This window comes from Paenibacillus rhizoryzae (genome assembly GCF_059686995.1).
Window position 1 is genome coordinate 470,520 of sequence record NZ_JCAALT010000004.1, and the last position, 23,514, is coordinate 494,033.

The 23,514-nt window shown below is 50.7% G+C and carries 22 protein-coding genes; 2 read left to right on the plus strand and 20 right to left on the minus strand.

Annotated elements, in window-relative coordinates; all coding sequences use genetic code 11:
* Positions 1 to 101 precede the first annotated feature (101 nt).
* The 15 genes from AC6ESO_RS14605 to AC6ESO_RS14675 form a co-directional block, all read right to left on the minus strand.
* The gene (locus AC6ESO_RS14605) at positions 102 to 1,184 is read right to left on the minus strand and encodes a Gfo/Idh/MocA family protein (RefSeq protein ID WP_497091976.1); all 1,083 of its coding nucleotides are present in this window, start codon (positions 1,182 to 1,184) and stop codon (positions 102 to 104) included.
* 25 nt (positions 1,185 to 1,209) lie between these two features.
* A complete protein-coding gene (locus AC6ESO_RS14610; RefSeq protein WP_497091977.1) occupies positions 1,210 to 3,933 on the minus strand; it encodes a glycoside hydrolase family 2 protein in 2,724 nt (907 codons plus the stop codon).
* Between the two features lie 229 nt (positions 3,934 to 4,162).
* Entirely contained in the window at positions 4,163 to 5,074 is a 912-nt protein-coding gene (locus tag AC6ESO_RS14615; protein ID WP_497091978.1) for a 5'-3' exonuclease, read from the minus strand.
* 25 nt (positions 5,075 to 5,099) lie between these two features.
* Complete coding sequence (locus AC6ESO_RS14620; protein ID WP_497091979.1) at positions 5,100 to 6,320, minus strand: aminotransferase class I/II-fold pyridoxal phosphate-dependent enzyme; 1,221 nt, start codon at positions 6,318 to 6,320, stop codon at positions 5,100 to 5,102.
* Positions 6,321 to 6,348: 28 nt separating this feature from the next.
* Positions 6,349 to 6,711 (minus strand): Spx/MgsR family RNA polymerase-binding regulatory protein, encoded by a 363-nt coding sequence (locus AC6ESO_RS14625; protein WP_494821894.1) that lies wholly within the window; start codon positions 6,709 to 6,711, stop codon positions 6,349 to 6,351.
* A gap of 40 nt (positions 6,712 to 6,751) precedes the next feature.
* Positions 6,752 to 7,717 (minus strand): RluA family pseudouridine synthase, encoded by a 966-nt coding sequence (locus AC6ESO_RS14630; RefSeq protein ID WP_497091980.1) that lies wholly within the window; start codon positions 7,715 to 7,717, stop codon positions 6,752 to 6,754.
* Entirely contained in the window at positions 7,710 to 8,285 is a 576-nt protein-coding gene (locus AC6ESO_RS14635) for a cob(I)yrinic acid a,c-diamide adenosyltransferase (RefSeq protein ID WP_494821896.1), read from the minus strand. The genes AC6ESO_RS14630 and AC6ESO_RS14635 overlap by 8 nt, the downstream gene beginning before the upstream one ends.
* Before the next feature lie 259 nt (positions 8,286 to 8,544).
* Complete coding sequence (locus tag AC6ESO_RS14640) at positions 8,545 to 9,726, minus strand: MFS transporter (protein ID WP_497091981.1); 1,182 nt, start codon at positions 9,724 to 9,726, stop codon at positions 8,545 to 8,547.
* Positions 9,727 to 9,815: 89 nt separating this feature from the next.
* The gene (locus AC6ESO_RS14645) at positions 9,816 to 10,028 is read right to left on the minus strand and encodes an aspartyl-phosphate phosphatase Spo0E family protein (protein ID WP_475781310.1); all 213 of its coding nucleotides are present in this window, start codon (positions 10,026 to 10,028) and stop codon (positions 9,816 to 9,818) included.
* A 108-nt stretch (positions 10,029 to 10,136) separates the two neighbouring features.
* Entirely contained in the window at positions 10,137 to 11,354 is a 1,218-nt protein-coding gene (locus AC6ESO_RS14650; RefSeq protein ID WP_494821898.1) for an aminotransferase class I/II-fold pyridoxal phosphate-dependent enzyme, read from the minus strand.
* 14 nt (positions 11,355 to 11,368) lie between these two features.
* Entirely contained in the window at positions 11,369 to 11,860 is a 492-nt protein-coding gene (locus AC6ESO_RS14655; RefSeq protein WP_090977785.1) for an Lrp/AsnC family transcriptional regulator, read from the minus strand.
* 227 nt (positions 11,861 to 12,087) lie between these two features.
* Entirely contained in the window at positions 12,088 to 12,510 is a 423-nt protein-coding gene (locus tag AC6ESO_RS14660) for a spore coat protein (RefSeq protein WP_497091982.1), read from the minus strand.
* A 19-nt stretch (positions 12,511 to 12,529) separates the two neighbouring features.
* On the minus strand, positions 12,530 to 12,754 hold the full coding sequence (locus tag AC6ESO_RS14665; RefSeq protein WP_497091983.1) for a hypothetical protein: 225 nt from the start codon (positions 12,752 to 12,754) through the stop codon (positions 12,530 to 12,532).
* 115 nt (positions 12,755 to 12,869) lie between these two features.
* Positions 12,870 to 13,535, minus strand: coding sequence for a YwrJ family protein (locus AC6ESO_RS14670; RefSeq protein ID WP_090977246.1), 666 nt, complete (start codon positions 13,533 to 13,535; stop codon positions 12,870 to 12,872).
* 479 nt (positions 13,536 to 14,014) lie between these two features.
* Positions 14,015 to 14,770 carry a DUF6897 domain-containing protein gene (locus AC6ESO_RS14675; protein WP_497091984.1) on the minus strand — a complete coding sequence of 252 codons (756 nt, stop codon included), beginning with the start codon at positions 14,768 to 14,770 and terminating at the stop codon, positions 14,015 to 14,017.
* A gap of 1,105 nt (positions 14,771 to 15,875) precedes the next feature.
* Here AC6ESO_RS14675 and AC6ESO_RS14680 point away from each other — a divergent pair.
* A complete protein-coding gene (locus tag AC6ESO_RS14680) occupies positions 15,876 to 16,949 on the plus strand; it encodes a CotH kinase family protein (RefSeq protein WP_497091985.1) in 1,074 nt (357 codons plus the stop codon).
* Positions 16,950 to 16,996: 47 nt separating this feature from the next.
* Here the strand turns inward: AC6ESO_RS14680 and cysK are convergent, their stop codons facing one another.
* From cysK to AC6ESO_RS14705, 5 genes are all read right to left on the minus strand, one after another.
* Positions 16,997 to 17,914, minus strand: coding sequence for a cysteine synthase A (cysK, locus tag AC6ESO_RS14685; protein WP_497091986.1), 918 nt, complete (start codon positions 17,912 to 17,914; stop codon positions 16,997 to 16,999).
* 21 nt (positions 17,915 to 17,935) lie between these two features.
* Positions 17,936 to 19,264: an MFS transporter gene (locus AC6ESO_RS14690; RefSeq protein ID WP_497091987.1), complete on the minus strand. Its 1,329-nt coding sequence runs from the start codon at positions 19,262 to 19,264 to the stop codon at positions 17,936 to 17,938.
* A gap of 124 nt (positions 19,265 to 19,388) precedes the next feature.
* Complete coding sequence (locus tag AC6ESO_RS14695; RefSeq protein WP_497091988.1) at positions 19,389 to 19,925, minus strand: hypothetical protein; 537 nt, start codon at positions 19,923 to 19,925, stop codon at positions 19,389 to 19,391.
* Between the two features lie 175 nt (positions 19,926 to 20,100).
* Positions 20,101 to 20,520 (minus strand): DUF350 domain-containing protein, encoded by a 420-nt coding sequence (locus tag AC6ESO_RS14700; protein WP_494821906.1) that lies wholly within the window; start codon positions 20,518 to 20,520, stop codon positions 20,101 to 20,103.
* Between the two features lie 18 nt (positions 20,521 to 20,538).
* Positions 20,539 to 22,905 (minus strand): endonuclease MutS2, encoded by a 2,367-nt coding sequence (locus tag AC6ESO_RS14705; RefSeq protein WP_497091989.1) that lies wholly within the window; start codon positions 22,903 to 22,905, stop codon positions 20,539 to 20,541.
* Positions 22,906 to 23,126: 221 nt separating this feature from the next.
* Between AC6ESO_RS14705 and AC6ESO_RS14710 the strand changes: the two genes are divergently transcribed.
* Positions 23,127 to 23,480: a phage holin family protein gene (locus tag AC6ESO_RS14710; protein WP_090977267.1), complete on the plus strand. Its 354-nt coding sequence runs from the start codon at positions 23,127 to 23,129 to the stop codon at positions 23,478 to 23,480.
* Positions 23,481 to 23,514: the final 34 nt, after the last annotated feature.

A 23,514-nucleotide genomic window follows, 5' to 3' on the forward strand; every position in this document is an offset into this window, starting at 1 on the left:
AAACCGTTACACTTCCTATTCTTGAAGTTATTGTAATCGATTGCATTCATTCCTGCAACGGTTTTTTTGCAATCGATTGCAAAATAAATTGAAGATCAAGATTATTCCTCTTCTACTCGAACGGGACTGCCTGTTCGGATGGATTGACGAATGGCTTCCAGCGTAGCGATCGTTTTGAAACCGTCCTCGGCATCCGGCATGGCACGCGTTCCCCGGTTCAAGCACCTTGCAAAATGCTCCGTATAATTGACAAACTCGCCGGCATGATGATTGACGCCTTCAAACTGAAAATAGTGATAAATATCCTCAAAGTAGTGCTCTGTCCGTTCCTTCTCGCCTTCATACTTGATCTGCGCTTCCAGCTGAGGGTATTTGCCGATAAAGGTACCCTTCGTTCCGTACAAGGCGACCTCGATCCAAGGACGCGTCTGGTGCAAATGCTCCAAACCGTAAAGGCCCAGCACGCGGCCAATTTTTCCGCTTTTGAATTTCAAATTGATGACGAACGTGTCATGACCATCGAACCCGTTCGCTACCGCAATATCGGATTGGCTGCTGTAGGCCGAAACCTCATCCACGTCTCCCATATACCAGCGAATGAGATCTACCGGGTGTGAGCAGCATGCAAACAGAAGATCAAAGCCGCCTTCTCGTGCCCATGCCCGTTCATTGTAAAACCACCGCATGTCGTGTACATATTGTGTTTCCGCAAAACTGAGCGTACCTAATTTGCCCGCTTCATAAGCCTCGCGCTGATGCTGCATAGACCCGAAGAAACGCGAGCTTTGTCCCACCATGAGCTGACGCTCGGGATTTGACCGCACATAAGCAAGCACTTCTCGCGCTTCATCGAGCGTATTGACGAGCGGCTTCGTGCAAAGCACATGCTTGCCCGCTTCAAACGATTGGCGGATATGGGTGAAGTGCATTTGATCCGGCGTATAAATCGCCACGAAATCAATATCCTCTCGAGCCAACATAGCCTCAAGCGAGCTGTAAAAGGAAGGAACGGCATATTGCCGTGCAATCGATTCTGCGAGCTGTTCGTTCGAATCACATACGGCGACTACTTTCAATTCAGGATGACCGGCCAATCCTTTTACGAGTCCTTTGCCTTCGCCGAGACCGATAATACCGATGCCGTATCTGCGGCCGATTGCTGTAAATCGTCCATGTCCTTCCATGCTGCACGCCCTCCTATTTCGGAAATTAGTTCATCGGAAGCAGGTCATTCAAGATGCAATCAAGCAAGTAGAGACCCGCCGGATTACGTGCAAGACCATTAGGCTGGCTGCCTAAACCGCCTTCCAGACGCAGCGTGGTCGCAATTCGAATGCCTTCTCCAATACGCTCCTCGATCATGTAACGGTCAAGCTCAAATATCCTGGCATCCAAGCGGTCCATAATTGGCCTATGTTCGCCAAGCTTCAAACGATCGAATACCAGATCGGTCGCCAGTCCAAACAACAGCATCGAAGTATGATTCTGATGCGGAAAACCATTCATAATGGCATGCGGGTGGAATAGCTGCAGCGATTCCCGCCAGAATGGAGCATGCTTAACAGCAAGCGGACCATATCCTCGCTCTATGTACAGCGCCTTGCCTCCTGCCGCAACGAAGCGGTCCATTTTCGCTGTCCACCTTGTCGTAAGCAGCACTTGGACGTTGTCATTAGTGTTCTCTCCGTTTTCCGACCAGGCACGAATACCGGGATGCAGACTTGCCCATTCCCGGAACAATCCGTTTGCATCATCGACTGCAATTGCGGCCAGCTGAGACTCCGAGCGTTCTGCCTTCGGCAGCACCCAGATCGGCCACGAGTTGGTCGCGACAATCCGCCCTTCCGACTCCAGCTCCGCTTGCAGCACCACTTGAAGCGGTGTTTGCGTTTCGGGAAGCGTCCATTCCGCCACAGCCATTTCCTTGAAGTCCCCTACTTGAAGCACTTCGGCCTCGCGAGTCCCTTCGTTTGCGGCATGTCCGTCAATCGTCCATGTCCAGCGAAGCGTAGCCGCCTGAATCGATTCCGCTCCATAATGCGATACCGCCAGATGAGGTCTGATCGGCTCACCGGAGACGTAATTGTTCGGGTCCCATGTCGTCAAACGGTCGCCGCCATTGGTCCAATTTCTGCGCGCATCCCATGTTACCGTGATCATAGTCGCGCCATTAATTTGCCTGAATCGCTCCGACGGCTGCTTCCACTCGCCGAAATCATCAAATACGGCGCTTGATGCAAGGCCGGAATCCTGAATCGACGTCAACGTATAGCCATTGATGTGCGGGTAAGCTCGAACTTGCTCCAGCACTGCCTTGCGGTAGACATACGCGCTTTCGCGCGCGTTTGCAGTTAGCTCCTCTTCCGTAAACGGCAGTGGAAGCAACGCTAATTTCTCATCCTGGCGGTGATATTGCCAGCGTGCATCTCGTGCTACCGGGTTGACCGTGGGATCTGATTTCAACCACCAAGGCCTTTCTCCTTTTCGCTCTATCACCTGTCCAAGCGGCCTAAATTCATCGTAGTCGCAGAATTCTCCGAATACCCATGGCTTCTTCTCCCGCCAAGGCGAAGCGAACCGGCTCAGCAGATCCGGGTAGAAATGAACGTCCGTGTAGAAATGGTAATCGTAGAAGTCGGCATATTCCTTCAGCAAGCCTCCGTAACATTCGCCTGAGCCGCTGTTGTCGCGTATGATTGCGCCATTGGTCAACCGTTTCGCCTGCTCGTACAAGTCTTTCAGAAAGTCAGCGTCTGCCTCATGGTTCAGCTCACAGCCAAGTGTCCATACCCCAATCGACGTGAAGCTGCGAATCTCCTTAATGATCGCCTCATACTGCGAGAACGCGCGCGCTTTAAACTCTTCGTTTACCTCCGGCAGCCACATCGGCAGCTCCTGCCAGATGACGAAGCCAAGCTCATCGGCTAACTCGAAATAATCGCGAACCGGTACGTATAAGCAATGCTTCACCATGTTAAAGCCGCCGTCCTTAAGACGGAGCAATTCAGATCGGATGGCTTCACGATCCGGAATCGGCGCGACTAGATCTCCATACCAGCCCCAGTGCAAAATACCTCTCAGATGAATGCGCTGCCCGTTTAACAGCAGCTGCTCACCTGCGATGGACCAGTACTTCATCCCGAAACGATGCTCATAACCATCTACCGCTTGCCCGTTCCGTTCGAGCGTCAATGTCAGCTTATACAACTGCGGATTCTCCGGGGACCATAACTTGATGTTTGCTCCGGCCGGAATCTCCATGACGCCGTTGTTATCCGCGGTGACGACTGATATCGGATGGGTAATTTCGGTGGAGATCGATCCATCCGGCGCTTGAAGAACAGCATGAATCGTCCATGTCCCCTCGGTGGAATCGCCTTCTAAGCGATAGTTGACGGTCACAGCTTCCGTACCCGGCAATGTTTGCACGAATACATCCGCAAGCTCGCCTACCGGTATCACGCCAAGCTGAACCGGCTTCCATATCCCGCCGAAGATGACGCCTACGTCCGGTAGAAACCCTGCCAGACATTGTCGCAGCGGATACTTGTCGCCTTGCTTGTACACGCGAAGAACCAACTCATTCGTTCCGCCCGCGATCAAAGCTTCACCCGGCTCGATACGAAAGCCGCTCCAACCTCCCTCATGCTCGCCGATCCGCTGCCCGTTCAGCCATAACTCACAGAAGTAGTTGACCCCTTCAAAGTCAAAAGCCGTTCTTTGGCCACTCCAGCCGGAAGGGGCATCAAACGACAGCCTAAACCATACGGCTCCGTCGGACAGCTTGTTATCCGTCAGCACGTCCCAGCAGCCGGGCACTTGCGCTTCCTGCCATTCGCCTGCGGCCAGCGCCTCCGCGGGACTTTCATAGCGATGGTCAAAATCAAATAACAGCTTCCAGTTTTCCGTCAATCTTACCGATTGCTGCAGCATGTCTCACTCATCCTTTCGACCTCCATGATCCTACGTAAAGCTAAGAAATGGATTCAACCTCGTTGTTCCCCCGCCCACCGCCGAATACCTGGCTGACTCCATGTTGGCAGCGGTTACAGACTAGCATGGGAGATTTTTGTCTGTCAAGCAGGCATTTATGCTCTGATCGCACGCAAAAAAGCCGCAGAGCGTCAAAATTGCTGACTCTCCGCGGCTTCCATAGTCATGGCTATACCGAAAATAAATCCAAATTGAAGGTCGGATGACCCTCTAATATTTTAACCAGACCACCAAACTCGAGCTCTTCAAATTTACGTGTTGCAGCTTCCAATTGGATCTGCCAAGTGCAAGCCGACAGGTCGCAGCGTACTGGCGCATTCAAGCGAATAGTCGCCAAATCACGTGACAAATGAAGCATATCGAGATCCGCTTCGATCTTCGTGCGCACGCCCTTAGGCAGCTTATCAAGGTTAAGCAGAACGCCTTCGATGGATTGATATTCGAGAATCAGCTTGAGTGCAGTTTTCTCGCCAATGCCTTTAACCCCAGGGTAATTATCGCTTGTGTCGCCCATGAAGCCTTTCAGGTCAATAACCTGGCTAGGCGATAATTGCTTCTCTTCCAGAAGCAATGCCAAATCATAGACAGCATAATTCAGCTTGCCTTTCTTCATGATGACCACTTTCACCGTTTCACTTACCAGCTGCAGCATATCGTGGTCGCCTGTCAGGACGTAAACCTCTGCTTCTCCGCTGAGCTGTATCGCTAGCGTGCCAATGCAATCATCCGCTTCGAAGCCGACGACGCCAACGTTCTGAATGCCCATTTGCTCAACGACATCTTTTACCAAATCGAATTGGGGAATAAGCTCAAGCGGTGCCTCGCCCCGATTTCCCTTGTAATCGGCGAACTGCTCGGTACGAAACGTCTTGCTGCCCATATCCCAACAACAAATAACATGAGTCGGTTTAAATGTATTGATCGCATCAAAAAAATATTGGATAAAGCCATATACCGCATTCGTCGGCAAACCGGCGCTTGTTTTACGAATATAGCCTGTATAAGAAGTGGCATAGAACGCTCTAAACAAAATAGCCATTCCATCGACGAGCAGCACTCTTCGGTTGTTCGTTTCTTGCATCCCCATATCTCTCCCTTATAACATCTTAACTGTCGGTCACCGACTCGCCTCTGATAAATCTCCCGATACGCTCGGCAGCCTCGATAAGCCGCTCTTCCTTCTCTACTAAAGCGATTCGGACATAACCTTCCCCTTGTTCGCCGAAGGCATCTCCCGGAATAACAGCCACTCCGGTGCGTTCGAGCATTTCCCGGGAAATGCGACGCGATGTCCAAGGCTCCGACAATTCCCATTTCATAGGAGGCAGCTTCGCCCAAATAAACATCGTAGCTTTGGGTGATGGAATCTCCCAACCTTGCTCACGAAGTGCCTCAATAAATCGGTCACGCCTCGTCTCATAGAGCGCTCCTACCGAAGGTTGATCCCCCAGCATATCCTGCTGCAAAGCAACAATGCCCGCTTCTTGAACAGGCAGAAATACGCCGTAATCGATATTCGCTTTCAGCTCGCGCAGCGCTGCTATCGCCTTCGGATTGCCTGCCAGGAAACCGATTCTGCAGCCCGCCATATTGAAACTTTTAGATAACGAATGAAACTCTACCGCTACTTCACTTGCTTCTGACACTTGCAAGATGCTAGGAGGTTTATACCCGTCGAAAGCCATCTCCGAATAAGCCAAATCATGCACGATTAATACACCATGACGTTTGGCATAGGAAACAGCCCGCTCGAAGAATGGGATATCCGCAACCGCCGAAACAGGATTACTCGGATAGTTGAGCAGCATAAACTTGGCTCTCTTCCATACTTCTTCAGGAATCGCGTCAAAGTCAGGCAAGAACTGATTCTCTGCAAGCAGCGGCATCCGATAAGGCTCCACGCCTGCAACTGCCAGACCAGCCATGTAGACCGGATAACCCGGATCAGGAACTAGTGCGATGTCGCCCGGATTGCACAGCGATAGCGCCAAATGTCCAAGTCCATCCTGCGACCCCATCAACGAGAGCAGCTCATGCTCCGGATCGACTTCGATGCCGAATCGATATGCCAGCCAATCGGCCGCCTGACGAAGAAACTTCACGCTCCCCTTGGAGCCCGGATAGCCATAGACATCCTCTCGCAGCACGGCCTCGCTTAACGCTTGCCGGATCGGCAGCGAAGGCGGCAAATCCGGGCTGCCGATGCTCAGATCAATGACGTTCCTCCCAAGGCGCACGGCCTCCCGCTTCCACTCTGCTACCTCGGCAAATATAGACGAGCCAAGCTCGGACAATCGATCCGCACGCCATTCTTTCGTAGTTGTCACCTGACGAGTACCTCCTTAGCTCTCTGCGCTAGTTGCCCCAAACCCGATCGTATTCCTCATCCTTGAACCCTACCGTAACCGTACTGCCGTTTGTAACGACAGGACGCTTGATCAATCTGCCGTTTGAGGCGAGCAGCTCAATCTTCTCCTGCTCCGTCATTCCGGGCAGCTTATCCTTCAGTCCAAGTTCCTTGTAGACTTCGCCCGAGGTATTGAAAAACTTCTTCACTTCCAAGCCGCTATTGGCAATAATCGTTTGCAGCGTTTCTACGGAAGGCGCTGTTTCAAAGACATTGTGCGACTCGAGTTCATAGCCCATTCCTTTGAGCGTCTTGATCGCGCTGCGGCAGGTGCCGCATTTCGGATATTCATAGATTGTGAGCTTCTTCATGGCGTATCTCTATCTCCAGTTCATGGTTGTTATCGTAGTTTTACAGCTTCCGAAGCTCTGCCTCCAGATGCTGCAAATCTTCAGGCAGTGCCGCTTCGAATGTCATGCGCTCCTTCGTAATCGGATGCGTAAACGACAGAATCGCGGCATGCAGCGCTTGCCGCTGCAGCAATGCTTCCAGCGAAGCCGACACCTCCGGCGCGTCAGCTTCTTTGCCTTCACCTGCAAATCCGTACAGCTTGTCCCCAAGCAGCGGACAGCCAAGATGCTTCATATGCACCCGAATTTGGTGCGTGCGGCCTGTTTCCAGCTTAATATTCAACTTCGTCGCAGCACCATTGCCGTAAACCGACTCTACTTCGTAATGCGTGATCGAGTCATAGCCATCAGGCGTTACGACGCGCAAATGAGGATTGACCGTATCCCGGTCAATCGGTTCATTAACCGTTCCCGCAGTCTCGGCCGGACTGCCGTACACATAAGTTCGGTACCGTTTATCCACTTCGCCGGCCTGAAGCTGATCAGAGAGCTGCTGGTGAATGTAAGGCGTCTTCGCGATCGCGACAAGACCTGATGTTTCCTCATCCAAGCGATGAATCGGGCGAAACCGTACGCGCTCCCCTTGCTGCTTCCAATGATAAACGACCCCATTGGCCAGCGTTCCGGTGTAGTGCCCCTGCGTGGGGTGCACCACAATGCCGGGCGGCTTATTCACGATCAACAAGTCCCGATCCTCAAAGACAATATCGAGTTCCATCGGCTGCGGCAAAATATCATTCGACTCTTCCTGCTCCATGCGAAGCTCCAGCAAGTCACCGCTAGTAACGCGGTCATTTGTATAGACACGTTCTCCGTTAATCATGATTCCATGCTCGGTCTGCTTCAGGCGTGAAAGGAGTTTTCGCGAAACGCCAAGTCGGCGCTCCAGCACCTTGCGAACGATCTTTCCATTGTCCTCTTCTTCTATAACTAGGGTGAGTGGTTCATAATAGACGGAATTAGTCATTGCTCTTGGTGCGAAACACGTCCGCGCTCCTAATATATTCGGTATCCGGTACACCAAGCTTCACATTCGCGAAACGCGCAGCCGCGAAGAAATAGTCGGACAACCGGTTCATATACGTACTTACCGGCGGGTGCACCGGCACTTCTGCAGCCAATGTCACGATGCGCCGCTCAGCTCTTCGGCATACCGTTCTGCATACATGAAGCAGAGCAGACACTTCACTGCCCCCAGGCAAAATAAATCGCTTAATCTCCGGCGACGCCGCCGTATGCGCATCGATCCAGCTTTCCAACCGAGTTGCTGACGCATCGGTCAGCTTCAAATCGCGTCCGCTCGGGTCTGCGAAGGCTAGGTCCGAGCCGCAGTCAAACAGCTCCTGCTGAATTTCAGTCAGCTCCGCGGCAAGCTCGTTCAACCCATCACGAACGGCAATCGCTGCCGCCTGACCGACAAAGCTATTCAGTTCATCGACCGTGCCATAAGCTTCCACTCGGCTGTCATCCTTGCGAACTCGGCCGCCTTTGACCGATGTATCTCCACTATCTCCGGTACGTGTATATAGTTTCAAGGTGCTCACCACCATCCTGATTATTAAACAACAACTGGCTACAGATAACGCTGCGCGTGCGGATCATTGTTACGATCGCCGTTGTCCTCCGGATTTCTTTGATTGTATAAATGATTTATAGGTAGAAATCCGGCAGACAAAAGCGAACGCTGACGCTTCTTCACAACGATTCCGCCCGCTCCGCTACTGTGCTCGGTAAAAGGCTCTTCCGTTCAGCGCATTTAGCTCCACTATAGCACATATGCCGGCACAGCAGACATCATTCCGCGGAACTGGCGGGGATTCCCTGCTTGATGCCTTGTCCCTTCTTCCCATATATGGAAAGCAGTAATAGACTGAACAGCAACGCGCAGAATGACAGCCCTGCAATGATCAAATAATAGACATGACCGGTGACCGACTCATATAACCAGCCGCCTGCGTAAGAAGCGACGATACCGGATACGCCGAAGAACAGCAGCGCCAGTACGGTTTGGCCTGTAGCGCGCCACTCCTCCGGCACGATGCGGTACAGATATTGTATGGCCGCTGTATAGAAAATCGGGAACGTAAAGATCTGCAGCACTTGCAAGTAAGCCAATAAATGCGGATCTGTTATCCAAGCGGAGAGGAAGAAACGCACAAAGTAGAATAGGCTGGCGAATGCGATCAGTGCCAGCTCCCTGCCCTTGCGCATCCACCAGAAGCTGAGCGCAAATACGAGAATTTCGGTCCCGGCAGCCAGGAACCAAGCTTGTCCGATCAGCTCCGGACCACCGCCAAGCTCGCGCAAGTAGACACCTAGATACGTATCATTAATCCGAGATGGAACTGCCGCAATGAAGATCAGAATGAGGAACATCAGCGTTTCGCGATGCGTTAGAAATTGTCCAAGCTTCTTCAGCTTGACCGGTCTGCTGGCAGCAGGTGCATCCGCTAAAGTGAAGCATACGATAAAGCTGATCACGCCGATGACAGCGAAGAGCGGCGCCATGCCATCAACGCCGAAATACTTCATCACATAACCAACAGCCAGCGACATCACGGCATAACCCAATGCGCCGAATGTTCGGATAGAACCATAGCTAACGCCTCTGGCTTCAGCCGTTTGGAAATTCAAGCTTTCCGTTAATGGATCCATCGAAAGTAAGAAGAAGTAGAGCAGCATCGTAAAGACGACGAGTAGAATAAAGCTGCCTGAGGCATAGAGCATGTAACCGATTATGGTGGAACAGAAGATGAGTAACAGGAGCACTTTGCGTATGGTTTTGGTCCGATCGCTGATCATTCCCCATAGCGGTGAAGCGAAGAGCGAAACAAAGCCGCCTGTCCCAATAATAAAGCCAATCTTCGTCGCAGGAAGCCCTTGCGCATCCAGATAAACCGGCAGAAACGAAATAAACATCGCAAGCAAGGCAAAATACAAAAAATTGAATATTCGTAAATTAGCAGGTGATTTCATGGTAATTCTTAACTCCTCTTCAAGTTGCAAAAAAGAAAAGAAGTCCTGTTAAGGACCCCTCTCAGGCGAAGAATGAAAGGCACTTGTCATTAAGACTGCTGCGCCCAGCTTCTTCTAAATTGCATATATTCATTTATTTTCTTATCCAGACGGCGGCTTAAGTCAATCACTTTCTCGGAGCCGAATGTCGCTTCTTCTACGTAAGATTGTTCCATCTTCATGCGCAGCGCATATATTTCGTCTTCCAATCGGCGTATAGATGATGAGGACACAAGCTTAAGACCCGTTTTCGCACAAGTCATGGCCATCCCTCCTGTCATCACTCAACAAAACCTAACGACGCTTGTGCATTGCGTTTATAAAGTTTTATTAAATTATAACAAAGTCTGACAAAAATGAGTATCCCTATTTTAATTTCCCTTAAGTTTCCTCACATAATTGCCAATCCGCTCTATCGCTTCCGTTATTTGGTTCACGGAAGTCGCATACGAGCAGCGCAGATGACCTTCACCGCCAAGTCCGAATACATCACCCGGCACCGCTGCAACCTTCTGATCGTTAAGCAATCCCGTAGCAAATTCCTCCGAAGTCAGGCCGAGCCCCGCTATAGATGGGAATGCATAGAATGCGCCTTGCGGCTCATGGCATTGTAATCCGATATCTCGGAACCCTTGCACAACAAGTCGGCGACGTTGGTTGTAAGATTCCACCATGCGGTTCTTTTCATCCATGCCGTTGCGAAGCGCCTCAAGCGCTGCTACCTGCGACATGTTGGATGCGCACATAACCGTGTATTGATGAATCTTCAGCATAGCCGAGATGAGATCGCTGTGACCGCAAGCATAACCGATCCGCCAGCCCGTCATCGCAAACGACTTCGAGAAACCGCTGACCAGAATCGTACGATCCTTCATGCCAGGCATCGAAGGGAAGCTGACATGTTTGGAGCCATACGTAAGCTCAGCATAGATCTCGTCGGAAATAACGATAAGGTCATTTTCCTCTACGACTTTAGCAATCGGCAGCCAATCCTCATACGTCATAATACCGCCTGTCGGATTGCTCGGATAACACAGGATGAGTACTTTCGAGCGAGGCGTAATCGCTGCTTTGAGCGATTCAGCCGTTAGCTTGAACTGATCCTTCGCGAAGGTTTCGACCCCGACCGGAACACCGCCGCTAAGTGCAGTTATTGGAGAGTAGGAAATGTAACAAGGTTCAGGAACCAAGATTTCATCGCCCGGCGAGATCAAAGCGCGGAGCGCCAAATCGATCGCTTCACTTCCACCGACGGTTACGAGAATCTCATTCGCAGGATTATAAGCGACATCGAACTCACGGTCCATGTAGATTCCGATCTCTTCACGGAGCTCCGGTGTCCCCGCATTCGAGGTATATTGTGTCTTGCCCATTTCAAGCGCATAAACGCAAGCTTCGCGCACATGCCATGGCGTTACAAAATCGGGCTCGCCGACACCAAGCGTAATAATATCTTTACGACCGCTTGCTAAGTCGAAAAACCGACGGATACCCGAAGGTTTAATTCCTCTAACTTGCGGAGACAAATAATCAGCCATCGACGTGCGGCGCGTCAGCGTACCGCTTTGCTTCTCTTCATCTTTTATCATAAGCAATTCACCCTTTACGGCGAGACGAGAAGACGGTGATCGTCCTCATGCTCTTCGAATATAATGCCGTCCTGCTTATATTTTTTGAGAATAAAAAAGGTCTTGGTAGAAAGTACGGCATCAATCGGTGACAGCTTATTGGATACGAAGGAAGCCACGTCTTTGAGCGTTTTCCCTTGCACTTCAACGAGCAAATCATAGGCGCCGGACATGAGATAAACCGATTTCACTTCCGGATATAAATAAATGCGTTCCGCAATGCCTTCAAAGCCGCGGCCGCGCTCTGGCGTAATTTGGACTTCAATAAGTGCGGTTACTTTCTCATCTTCAACCTTGCTCCAATTGACAACGGTCGCATATTTGACGATGACGTGATCCTGCTCCATCTCCGCAATCGCCTGCTTCACCTCCGCCGCTGGCGCGTCCAGCATTGTCGCGATCAGTTCCGCGCTGCGTCTTGCATCTTCTTTCAGCAGTTCAAGTATTTGCATTTTCCGTTCATTCATCGTCAAACCCTCCTGATTCTTCAAATCGTTCCGCAAAGCTTACAAGCCTGCGATGTGAAATAGCTATAAAGACTATATTACAACGAATCCAAGCATCCTGCAAAGAAGAAAAGCACAGCAGCCCGCCTGCATTAGACAACCTTTTCAAGCAGTCAACCGGAAAATAATGCAAGAGCTGTCGCATTTCGCGGCAGCTCTTGGGTTTAACAGCTATAGGGCGACAAGGATTACATATAATACGGATTGGAATTTCCCGGCATTGGACTTGGATTGGCGGGTTGAGGCGGATGATATTGACCGTAAACAGGCGCGCTGCGGTAACCGCCATACCCTAGGTTCAGTTGCTGCAGAAACTGCTGCGTTTTCTGTGCGGTTTGTTGATTTTGCTTGAGCTGCTTGTCGATTTCTTGGCGCAGCGCACTTGATGAGGCGCTATACATATTGTTTTGTTCCATTATTTTATACAGATGTCCCTGCATTTGCAGCGTACTGTTCATTAAATTGGTAAACAGCTGGCGAATTTCTTGACAGTTTGATTCGGTGGCTGCTGTTGCATACTCCCGAATAACACGTTTGAGGTCCGCCAGGACCGTGTAAGCCAGGTCTTCATCTGATAAGATCGGTTGGGCTTGTCCTTGTTGTTGAAACATGCTGCTCCTCCTATAAAAGTTAATTCTGCGGCTGTGTCGGCGCTAGCGTCTGGTGCTGGCTGAGCGCTTGAAGCAGCATTTGTGTATGCTGCTGGTGGGTTTGAATCATTTGCATACTTGCTTGCTTTAACGCCGGCGTAGTAGCCGAAGCGGCCATGACTGCATTTTGTTTGATGAGCAAATCTTCGTTTGACAATGAATCCACCACATACTCCATTTCTTTGGCAGTAATCGGTTGAAGCAATGTATTCCCTCCTGTTTTTCCATTTCATGTCGTACTTGAATACCATTCCCGCAATAATCATTTCCTATGTAGCCGGCCTCTTCATTTGGAGGGAAGAAGCCGGTGAAAGTGTGTGTTAGGGCAGATGGACTGTCTTTACGTGATCGAAGTGCAAATATACGGCATTCCCGCCCGCTGTCGATAATTCGATCATATTTTGGTCGAGACCTTTGAGCACACCTATCTTGTTTGGATTCTCGCCGAGATCCAAAATAACGAACTCACCAATGAGCTTTCTCAGCTGCTGATCAAAAGTACGCGCAAGCGTTATCGGTGATGGCTTAAGCGGAAACTGCTCCGGGGTCAACGTGTACGGTGTCACATTTGGATTGTAGGGAATTAAATATTTGAGGTGATGCAGTGAAATGATGACAGAATGATAGACCGGTGAATAAAAGACGAAGAAATCATTCATCACGCTTGTGAGGTAGCCATGGATAGATTGATTGCCGGTAATATAAAGCTCAGAGAACATCCCTTTGGCATTCATCAGCACTTTGCGATAGGAGATAGGATCATTTTGCGGTTCGAAAGGCAGTTCCGGTACGTCTATTTCTTGGGCTTCACTTTTGGCAAGACGGAGCTGCTGCAAATGGATTAAAGGAACATAGAGAAATTGCGTACCGTTATGAAGCACGAGAATATCTTGACCTATATCAATCAATTTGCCGCGAATAGGAATTGTTTTTCCCGAAATATCAAGCTCGACATAACGGTCTAATAAAGGGTGACGATGTTTCATGAAAATCGACCTCCTTTCATCCTATTAATTGCGTTCATGCATATAGACAAAGTAGACTGGCAAGCAGTCCTGCCGGGATGACAACTTCATTCGATCGGCACCCCTAGGCCGGATCCATAGGAAGAACCCAGCCGGGCTGCCACGACAACCTTAATGCCAAATCGTTAACAGCTGTCATTCGACAATCGATTCGTGTTAAGTATGCCATTTCATGCTGCAGGCTTAATCCGTTAGTAACATAGATACGATCTCTGCTGCCGACGTGTCTCGTAGATTTAAACAACGCGATAGGTCGAGATACGTCTAGGTATTTGTGTGCGGTAATTAAGATACAGCAGCCCTGATAGAATGAGTGCATCCGGATAAATAGATGAACAGATGAATGGCATTTGTAAACCTAGTGATGCATGAAAACGAGAGGCACAGCAAGGCTGCTGCCGGGGCTGGCAGAATTCGTTAGCCCCGGCTTGCAATCAGCCTTATTTACCACCATAGTAGCCGGTTTTTTTGTTGCCTTTTTTACCAGCTTTCTTCGTTGCGTTGTTGCGTCCGGAACGATTACCGCCGCTGCCGCCGCTTCCACCGCTACCGCCACTTCCGCCGCTGCCGCCGCTGCCGCCGCTGCTTTTGTTGTTGCCGCCGCTGCCGCTGCCGCTGCTGCCTTTGCTGCCATTGCTGCCTTTGCTGCCTTTGCTGCCGCCGCTTGCGTAAATACCAGCTGTTTTAACCGTTTTGATGTGGTACAACGGAATTTGCACCAATTCAGGTCCAACTACGAGGAGCAATGCATCGTTGCCGACGCCAGCTACGAAACCTTCGATACGTTCCGGACCGCCCCAGTTAATTTGAACGAATTTTTTAGTCAGATCACGAAGTACGCCTACAAAGCTGCCAGCTTCAATAAATTTAGCATGGGAAAGACCTGTGGAGCCGCCAGGAAGATCTGTAATACTTTTTACGTGAGATGTGCTGACGTAAACTACGCCTCCTGTTGTTTTCAGAACCAGATAACCTTGTCTCACAGCGAGCAAACGACCTTCCAGCGATTCCGGACCGCCTCGGTTGATTTTAACCATCATACCTACTTGAGCATCCAAGAAATTGTGACCTCCCGATTGTTGACTTTTTTGACTCTTGTGGCTGTTGTTGTTGTTGTTGTTGTTGTTGTTGTTGTTGCAGCATGAGTTTGTTCCTACCGCTTGAAATCCACTTTTCATGTTGCTTCTGACATCCATACCAAAATCCCTCCGTAATTAATAGATTTTGACCTGTACCACGCAGACCACCGGCGCAAATACGTTACGATCACGACTACCAAAATACCGGTTCATCCATCTCGCTTCGACATTCATCCCTCCATTACTTGCCCCGGTGAAATCTATCATGGGAGACAATTTATAATGTATTTATATGTATCCCATATGGGAGCGGTACTAGATTGATATCTATTTTCTATAAGATTAAGCATATAACCCAGTGCGATTACTAGATTCGCGACATAGCTTGTATAGAATCTATTAAAAGGAGATGAATTCTCAATTGTCTAACAACAACAATAAATCGACAAAAGGAAGCAACGGCTCTCGTGGCTCCCACGGCACTGGCGGTACTCAAGGTTCCCGCGGCTCCAACGGTTCGCGCGGTTCTAACGGTTCTCATGGTTCGCATGGCTCCCATGGCACCGGCGGTACTCAAGGCTCCCGCGGCTCCAACGGTTCTCGCGGTTCTAACGGTTCTCATGGTTCGCATGGCTCCCATGGCACCGGCGGTACTCAAGGCTCCCGTGGTTCTAACGGCTCCAATGGTAATAATGCTTCGCGCGGTTCCCAGGGTACTGGCGGTACTCAAGGCTCCAATGGTTCTTGCGGTTGGCCAGGCGTAGAGCCAACACAAGATACGAACGGCTCCTGGGGCTATTCTTATGCGTTGCTGCTTGGTCCAGTAGCGGTTAACTCGCGTGGCTCCAACGGTTCCCGTGGCTCCCAAGGTTCACAAGGTTCTCGCGGCTCCAACGGTTCTCGCGGTTCCCAAGGGTCCCGTGGCTCCCAAGGCTCCCGTGGCTCCCAAGGGTCTCGCGGCTCCCAAGGGTCCCGTGGCTCCCAAGGCTCCCGCGGCTCCCAAGGTTCTCGCGGTTCCCAAGGGTCCCGTGGCTCCCATGGCTCCCAAGGTTCCCGCGGTTCTCAAGGCTCCCGTGGCTCCCAAGGTTCCCGCGGCTCCAACGGTTCCAACGGTTCCCGTGGCAGATAATCTGTGACCAATAGACATCTACCCGCATAGTGTAAATAAGCTGAAGCCTATCGAATGCGATAGGCTTTATCTTTTGCCTAAGGAGATGGTCTAATGTCCGGGGAAGGACTGCCTACTCGAAAAATAACGATCAACAACGAGGATTTGAAGAGGCTGGAATCCAATGTATGGAGCAATGAATTTGCTCCCGTCAAGCTGGAGATGAACGGAAAGACGATAGATGCACAGCTGCGATTCCGCGGCGGTCACACCCGAAATTATCCGAAGAAGTCCTACGAAATTCATTATGGAAATAATCAAATTTTGCATTGGAATGCGGAAGTCGATGATCCTTCTATGATTCGTAATGCGCTCTCCTTCCATTTCTTCAATATGATCAACGTTCCCTCGCCAAGAACCAGACATATGTGGCTGGAATGGAACGGCTACCCGCACGGCGTTTATTTGGAAATCGAATCGGTTGATGATACGTTCTTTCGAAGAAGAAACATCGGCTCGCAAGCCCTCATCTACGCGGTCAACGATAAAGCGAACTTCGGCCTCTACGATTCGGAAACCGGCGAGTTGAAAGAATCGCTCTTCGACGGCTACCGGGTTATGAAAGGCTCCGATGAAACGAAGACAAAGCTCGTCAAGTTCGTGAAACGGATTAACAACCCCGCGAACTCATCCTTAAAGAGCTACCTGGCGTATCGGCTTGATACCTACTTATATTTGAAATGGCTGGCTGGTGCTGTTTTGACAGGCAATTATGACGGTTTTGATCAGAACTACGCTCTCTACGAGCATACGAAAACCGGCAAGTACCGCATTATTCCGTGGGATTATGAGGGGACATGGGGCCGCAACTGCTATGGGAGACTGTGCGGCAGCGATTTAGTGGAAGTGAGAGGATACAATACACTGACCCGGAAGATATTGTCCTATAAATCGCACAGACAAACCTACCGTAAAATTCTATCCAATTTACTCGCGAGCAAATTTACGGTCAAAACGATTGAACCGATCATCGCCGATATGTACGAGAATTTGAGACCCGCCATCCGAGATGATTTCACGCGAAAATGGCCCTTATACGCTTTCGATGATGAGCCGCAATTGTTTATCAGCTATATCGAAGAACGCAGGGCCATTGTGCAAGATGAGCTTAATAATTGGGTGGATTAGGCAGAATGATCTGCTAAGAAGCTTAGCTTTGTTGCAGCATTCTGCTGCTAAAACAATCCCATACTTAGGTATCGCTCGCCGCTGTCCGGGGCGATGCAAAGTACACGCCCGCCATCTCCAATTCGGCGGGCTTCCGCCATTGCCGTCCAAACGGCAGCTCCCGAGGAAGGACCGAGGAGCAGCCCTTCTTGGCGGGCTAAACGACGCATCGTTTCGATGGCGTCTTCATCGGATACCTGCACGATTTTATCGTAGATGGATGTATTCAGAATGGCAGGTACAAATCCAGGGCTGGTGCCGACGAGCTTATGCGGGCCCGGCTTACCCCCAGACAATACTGGCGATCCCAGGGGTTCCACTACTGCAACATAAAGTCCGGGTATCGCAGCCTTCAGCGCCTCGCCGGTTCCCGTAATCGTGCCGCCGGTTCCTGCCGTTGCCACGAAGACGTCGAGACGGCCTTCGGTTTGGCGAATGATTTCCTGTGCGGTGGTCCTGCGATGAATGGCCGGATTCGCCGGATTCTCGAACTGATTCGGAATATAACTTCCCGGACGTTCTGCCTGCAGCTCGAAAGCTCGCTTGATCGCTCCCGGCATGCGTTCTGCAGCCGGTGTTAGTTCAACCTCGGCGCCATAGGCCTTCAGCAGTCCGATTCGCTCCTTCGTCATGTTATCCGGCATAACGAGAATAAGCTTATACCCTCTCGCCGCTGCATTCATAGCAAGGCCAATACCGGTATTGCCGCTGGTCGGCTCGATGATCGTCGAACCTGGTTTCAGAACGCCACTAGCTTCCCCTGCTTCAATGAGCGCGAAAGCCGCACGATCCTTCACGCTTCCGCTCGGATTGAATCGCTCCAGCTTCACCAGCACTTCCGCCGCACCCGGCTCCTTCAGCCTGCGAAGCGCAACAACCGGCGTATCGCCGATCAGCTCGGTCACATTATTTACAATACGGGGCATACGCAGCCCTACCTTCCATTGTCAGCCTCGCGACGAGGCTCGTTCATGATTGCCATTCACCCTCCCCAGCACAGAACGCATCAGCCACCAGCCCACAACCGGAAAGGCACCTACGATCAGCATTAGTGATGGAACAACATAAGGGGAACGGTTAATATACGGTAAAATAAGCAAATACGAGGTCACTCCGATGATCCGTCCAACGGTCAAACCGGCCTCACGAAGAATGACATACTCCTCCCGCTGGCGCGCGCTGTCCTCATCACTGCCGATGAGATCAAATACAGCCGAGGTCATCGGGATGATATATAACGGCATGAAGAGCGCCGTACCCAGTCCCCAGATTAGAAGCGTTCGATAGCTAATCGGCCAGAACAATACGCCTATAACAGCCGTAATCGAGACGGATCCAATCAGCATCGCCAATCGCCTTCGGTTCGGCTTCAATATGCGTCCGATCAGCCAGAAGCTCACTAATGCGACTAGCGAGGTAATCAGCGAGAAGTTGCCGAGTTTGCCTTCATTCTTCGTTGCGATGTAGACAAGCAGGCCAATCAAGAACATAAATACGCCTTCGCGCACCCCTTGCGAAATAATCGAGGGAACCGCATAACGCCAAGGATTGCCTCGCTCCTTGAGCACCCGAAATCCTTGGAACCACTCGTATTTCCCACTTGTTTCACGCTTCTTCAGCCAGAAGCTTAGTACCACGGCAACAGCAAAGATAATCGAGGATACGGTGAATATAATGCTGTATCCCCTTTCCCCGCTGTTTGCCGTAATCAGCCAGCCCGATATCCATGGCGCAATGATACCAGCGCCTGAGCCAAGCAGACCTGCCCAGCCATTAAAGCGGTCCCGATTGCCGGGCTCCGTAATTTCGAAATAAACAACATTAAACGCGAGCCAGAAACAGCCATTGCCAATGCCAATCAACATGCCAAGCGGGACAACATACGTGATCGCCGACTTCCCCAGCATTAATACGACAAAATAGAAAACTCCGGACAGCGCGACGCCGAGCCGGAGGCTGTTCATTTTGTTATGCTCCTTTACCCACTTGCCGGCCAGCCAGAACGTCAGTCCGCTTACAATAAACTGCGTAAAATTAAACCAGCCGATCAGAGCGAAGGATTGGCTCGCTTTCCATAGATAAACCGGCAGAAACGTACCGGATAACGCATTCGCTGTTCCAAGCAGCGCTTGGACGGCGAGCAGCAATATCGCTTGGCTGTCCAAAGCCGTGCTATTCGAGTCACGTTTGCTGCCTCCGCCTGATACAGTCCGCAGCTTCTCCCGGGATTTTCCCGCGAACCAGCGTGATTGCACAGCATGTTTGCCTTGCTCCAACAGAATCCCTCCCGCCTGCTGCATGGTGCTGCAGCTTTCTAGGCGTAAGTTGCCCCCATTAGAGACCTAACATGCCGGAATAGGCTGAATTACAATAAGTTTCCAATTCTTCTTGCCAGTTGTTCTAGTCTTCCAGATCGACAGCTTTGGTCAGCAGCTGAACCAAACGCTCCTGATCTTGCACGGACAGACGGTTCTGAGTATGGAAGCAGGACGGGCATACATAGAGCTGCAGCTGGAACGGCGTCGAAACAATTGTTTCTCCGAGCGCTGCAGGCGTTCTTGGCTTGAACTGCTCCTGCGTGATGATTTGGGTACCGGCCTCTAGCATAAACTCGCGGCAGGACGGACATTCCGGTGCTTCCAGCTGTTCATCCAGAATACGCGCCATCGTTTCTTCAAGCGCAAGCTGGTCGCGGTTATAAGGCCTTAGATCCGACAGATCACGGGTTTCATCTTCGTCCCAGCCGTCATCCTCGTCCAGATCCACTTCCTCTTCCAGTTCCTCGTCTGGTTCTGCTCCGCCAAGCGTCAGCGTCCGGTAGCCGGACAATTCATTGTCGCAGTGCGGGCAATTCCGCTCCGGTCCGATTTCTTCATCCCATACAATTTCAGTGTGGCACCATGGACAGATTGGCTGCTCATCATGTTTATCGCTCATGCCGATTCCTTCTTTCTATTTCGCAATTATTGTAGTAAGTAAAAAACGCCAAAAATAACAAATAAAGCCGCTAATGCAAATAAAGTTCCCCATAAATATTTCATCGGTCGAGCCTCCGAGCCGTTAATGAGTTTCATGTTCAATCATGAGTGATGCTAGTGTTGACGTTGTCGTGTTAGGCAATCGTGGCACCGATGACGTAAGAAAGCGAAACAGAAATAATCATGGCAATAAACCCAACCGCCCGATTGTCCTTCTCGATCTCTTCATCAATTCGAAATACAGGTGTCAAAAATTCGAATAAAAAATAAGCGGCAATAAGCAGTGCGAACCCATAAGTCGCCCACACCAAGCTATGATACACGCCTTCATTAGCTTCAATGGAGAAGCGGAACAGGTTGCAGATCCCGAAGATTTTGCCCCCCGTCGCCATCGCCACAGCCAGATTGCCGCGTTTAATTTCCTGCCAGCATTTATAACGGGTAACAAATTCAAAGAAATACAGGAAAACAAGCAGTGCCAGCACCGTCACCGAAACATAAGCAAGCGAGGCTGCAAAATGATTGCTGAGCAATTCGTCGATTTCTTGTTCCATCTCGAAGTCCCACCCGCCTTACTTAAGTTCCGCTACCGTTACGCCAGAGCCGCCTTCACCATATTTACCAAGGCGATAGCTCTTCACATGCTTATGTCTGCGAAGGAAATCGCTGATGCCTGAACGCAAGATGCCTGTTCCGTTGCCGTGAATAATATAAACCTGCCCAAACCCGGCCAAGAACGATTCGTCGAGGAATCGGTCGACCTCCAGCATCGCTTCTTCCAAGTTCGTACCGCGCAAATCAAGCTCGGAGCGAACATTCTCGTCGCGTGTCCGCTTGAGACTTGCTGCGATCTTCGGCTGTTGCGTCTTGCCGGTCTCCGCCCGCTTCATAAGCTCCAAATCGCTAAGCGCCACTTTCATCTTAAGAATGCCAAGCTGCACAAGGGCTTCGTTGCCGTTAACCTCTACAACATGACCTCGCTGACCGAGGCTGTACACCGTCACCTCATCGCCGCTCTCAATCCGCTGCGGTTTATTCGACTTGGTCTGTGCGCCTTTCGCCGACTTGCTCTTCTCAGGCGTTGCTTCATCAAGTTTACGACGCGCTTCAGTCAGTTTATGATCTTTAACTGCCGCTCCTTCTTCTTGAGCTAATTTACGCAGATCGGCAATAATTTGCTCGGCCTCACGTTTTGCCTTCAGCATCACTTCACGTGCTTCGTCCTGGGCTTTTGCCAGCAGCTTCTCGCGCTGCTCTTCGAACTTCTGGCGATCGTTCTCGTGACGAGCACGTTCCATTTCAAGCTCTTTGCGAAGAGCCTCGGCAGTGTTACGCTCAGCTTCGGCTCCGATACGATTCTCCTCTAATGAAGCAATCATCGTTTCAACGCGTACATCCTCTTCGCTAACCTCGCCGCGCGCATGATCGATGATGCCGCGCTGCAGGCCAAGACGCTCGGCGATTGCGAAGGCATTGCTTCGTCCCGGCACCCCAATCAACAAACGATAGGTCGGGCTAAGTGTCGCGATATCGAACTCCATGCTCGCATTGATAACGCCTTTGCGATTATAGGCATAAGCTTTCAGTTCGCTGTAATGCGTCGTTGCAACGATACGGCAGCCGAGCTTGTGCATATGCTCCAGAATTGCGATGGCAAGTGCCGAACCTTCAGCAGGATCGGTACCCGCGCCAAGCTCATCGAGCAGAACAAGACTTTTTGGCGTCATATTTTTAAGAATGCGGATGATGTTCGTGAGATGACTGGAGAATGTACTTAGATTCTGCTCAATGCTTTGTTCATCGCCGATATCCGCATACAACGCGTCAAATACACATAACTGACTGCCGTCTTCAGCCGGAACAAACAAGCCGGACATCGCCATAAGGCTGAGCAGGCCGATTGTTTTCAAGGACACCGTTTTACCGCCCGTATTCGGGCCGGTTACGATGATGGTCGTATAATCATTGCCAAGCTCAACATCGATCGGAACGACATGTTCGCGATCAATCAGCGGATGGCGGCCGCGGCGCAGCTTGAAGTAGCCCCGATCATTCATCCGAGGCAGCGTAGCTCCCATCACGTGAGCCAGACGTGCTTTGGCAAAAGCAAAATCAAGAAGGCCTAACAATTCCAAATCAAGCAGCAAATCGTCGGCATATTCTGCCGTCAGCGCCGTTAATTTCTGAAGGATTTTCTCGATTTCGCGCTCTTCGGCCAAACGCAGCTCACGTAATTTATTGTTAAGCACGACAATTGCTTCCGGCTCAATAAACAACGTTGCCCCGGAACCGGATTGATCGTGAATAATACCGCCGAAGCTGCCGCGGTATTCTTGTTTAACCGGAATAACATAACGATCGTTTCGGATCGTTATAATGGATTCCTGCAGCATCTTCTGAACGGATGAAGAGCGAATCATGCTCTCCAGCTTCTCCCTCACGCGGCCTTCGCCGCTGCGAAGCTCTCTGCGAATGGAAGCCAGCTCTGGACTCGCGCTATCCATGACTTCCGCCTGATCATCAATACACATTAAGATCGCATCTTCCAGTGCTTTATGTTCAGTCAACTGCTCAGCCGTAGCGGCAAGCAGCGGGATGGGATGATCATCGTGCAGTCCCTGAATATGGCGCTTCAGTCGGCGGGAACCTCTTACCGTCTCTGCGATTTCGAGCAGCTCCGCCGGATTCAGCGTTCCGCCGATCCTTGAGCGCAGCAGCGAAGGTTTGATGTCGGCAATGCCTCCGAAAGGAGCGCTGCCTTTGAGACGGTCCGCTTTGTAAGCTTCATCCGTCACTTGCAGCGCATGCTTCACATCTTCTAAATCGGAGCTCGGATGAAGCGCATCCACGACTGATTTTCCAAGCGCGGTTGCGGCATGCTGTCCTAATTTATATACAATTTTGGCATAATCCAGTGTTTGTAATATTTTATTGTCCAAGCGAGAACACTCCTCTCGTTTCCTATTATAGCCGAACAACGCGGTGTATGCCACGCTCCTGAGCTTACATGAATGGCGAAAGCAAAAAAGGAAACAATACCTGTACACGAGAAGGTAAGCTTCTCCGAACACTGGCCAATGCTTTTGATCCATGCGCTTGTAAGGCGCTCAAGTGTGGTCAGGAGGCTTTTGTCAAAAAACTTTGTAGGAGGTTTTTCACTATGCATTTCCTGGGTCACGTGGTCAGATTCATTGTATCAGCGATCGTGTTAATGATTGTCGGCTATATTGTTCCTCAATTTAGCGTCGGCGGTTTCTGGAGTGCGCTCTTCCTGGCTCTTGTCATCGCGGCGTTAGGCTGGATCATCGAGGGCATCTTCGGCAAACGCGTCTCGCCGTTCGGTCGAGGCATTGTCGGCTTCTTGTGCAGCGCCCTTGTCATCTGGGTTGCACAGTTCATTGTTGGCGGCGTTTCCGTCACATGGCTGGGAGCCATTCTGGCTGCGCTCGTGATCGGGATCATCGACTTGTTTATTCCGGTCAGCACGCCTTATGAAGCAGGGCGCGAACACTAAGCCGCTGCTGAACAGCATTCAACAGATCGTCACA

Bases quoted from the DNA above. Each gene is read 5' to 3' on its own strand.
- AC6ESO_RS14655 (WP_090977785.1), bottom strand. From the start codon at position 11,860: ATGAATGAACGGAAAATGCAAATACTTGAACTGCTGAAAGAAGATGCA.
- AC6ESO_RS14605 (WP_497091976.1), bottom strand. From the start codon at position 1,184: ATGGAAGGACATGGACGATTTACAGCAATCGGCCGCAGATACGGCATC.
- AC6ESO_RS14680 (WP_497091985.1), top strand. From the start codon at position 15,876: ATGTCCGGGGAAGGACTGCCTACTCGAAAAATAACGATCAACAACGAG.
- AC6ESO_RS14700 (WP_494821906.1), bottom strand. From the start codon at position 20,520: ATGGAACAAGAAATCGACGAATTGCTCAGCAATCATTTTGCAGCCTCG.
- cysK (WP_497091986.1), bottom strand. From the start codon at position 17,914: ATGCCCCGTATTGTAAATAATGTGACCGAGCTGATCGGCGATACGCCG.
- AC6ESO_RS14645 (WP_475781310.1), bottom strand. From the start codon at position 10,028: ATGACTTGTGCGAAAACGGGTCTTAAGCTTGTGTCCTCATCATCTATA.
- AC6ESO_RS14610 (WP_497091977.1), bottom strand. From the start codon at position 3,933: ATGCTGCAGCAATCGGTAAGATTGACGGAAAACTGGAAGCTGTTATTT.
- AC6ESO_RS14675 (WP_497091984.1), bottom strand. From the start codon at position 14,770: ATGGATGTCAGAAGCAACATGAAAAGTGGATTTCAAGCGGTAGGAACA.
- AC6ESO_RS14630 (WP_497091980.1), bottom strand. From the start codon at position 7,717: ATGACTAATTCCGTCTATTATGAACCACTCACCCTAGTTATAGAAGAA.
- AC6ESO_RS14660 (WP_497091982.1), bottom strand. From the start codon at position 12,510: ATGTTTCAACAACAAGGACAAGCCCAACCGATCTTATCAGATGAAGAC.
- AC6ESO_RS14670 (WP_090977246.1), bottom strand. From the start codon at position 13,535: ATGAAACATCGTCACCCTTTATTAGACCGTTATGTCGAGCTTGATATT.
- AC6ESO_RS14710 (WP_090977267.1), top strand. From the start codon at position 23,127: ATGCATTTCCTGGGTCACGTGGTCAGATTCATTGTATCAGCGATCGTG.
- AC6ESO_RS14650 (WP_494821898.1), bottom strand. From the start codon at position 11,354: ATGATAAAAGATGAAGAGAAGCAAAGCGGTACGCTGACGCGCCGCACG.
- AC6ESO_RS14615 (WP_497091978.1), bottom strand. From the start codon at position 5,074: ATGCAAGAAACGAACAACCGAAGAGTGCTGCTCGTCGATGGAATGGCT.
- AC6ESO_RS14695 (WP_497091988.1), bottom strand. From the start codon at position 19,925: ATGAGCGATAAACATGATGAGCAGCCAATCTGTCCATGGTGCCACACT.
- AC6ESO_RS14640 (WP_497091981.1), bottom strand. From the start codon at position 9,726: ATGAAATCACCTGCTAATTTACGAATATTCAATTTTTTGTATTTTGCC.
- AC6ESO_RS14625 (WP_494821894.1), bottom strand. From the start codon at position 6,711: ATGAAGAAGCTCACAATCTATGAATATCCGAAATGCGGCACCTGCCGC.